This is a genomic window from Pseudomonas sp. IT-P395 (assembly GCF_949767675.1).
In the GTDB taxonomy this organism is placed as follows: Bacteria; Pseudomonadota; Gammaproteobacteria; order Pseudomonadales; family Pseudomonadaceae; genus Aquipseudomonas.
The window spans coordinates 1-294 of record NZ_CATKPW010000047.1 but is presented as its reverse complement, the minus strand read 5'-3'; the positions used below and the strand labels follow the sequence as shown (position 1 = coordinate 294).

Below are 294 nucleotides of genomic sequence, written 5' to 3'. Positions count from 1 at the left end.
CATAGTGCTGACCGCCGTCCAGTTCAATCGCCAATTTCAGCTCGGCACAGTAAAAATCCAGCACGTAAGGCGGGCACGGAAACTGCCGACGAAATTTCAGATTGGCGATTTGGCGAGAGCGGATTTTTTGCCAGAGCAGGTGTTCGCAGTCGGTTTGATTAACACGTAGATGGCGGGCGAACTGGGCGAGGGTGGGGCGAGTTTGCATGCTTCACGATCCTTGTGAAGTTGGTTTGATATTTCACTGTAGCCGAGAACCCTCACCCCAGCCCTCTCCCGGAGGGAGAGGGGGCC

Annotated in this window: 1 protein-coding gene; it reads right to left on the bottom strand. The window is 55.4% G+C overall.

From position 1 onward, the window contains the following. On the bottom strand, window positions 1-208 hold a 208-nt coding region (locus ACM6IN_RS22040; RefSeq protein ID WP_414916707.1), incomplete at its 3' end, for an endonuclease domain-containing protein. Between the last annotated feature and the right edge of the window lie 86 nt (window positions 209-294).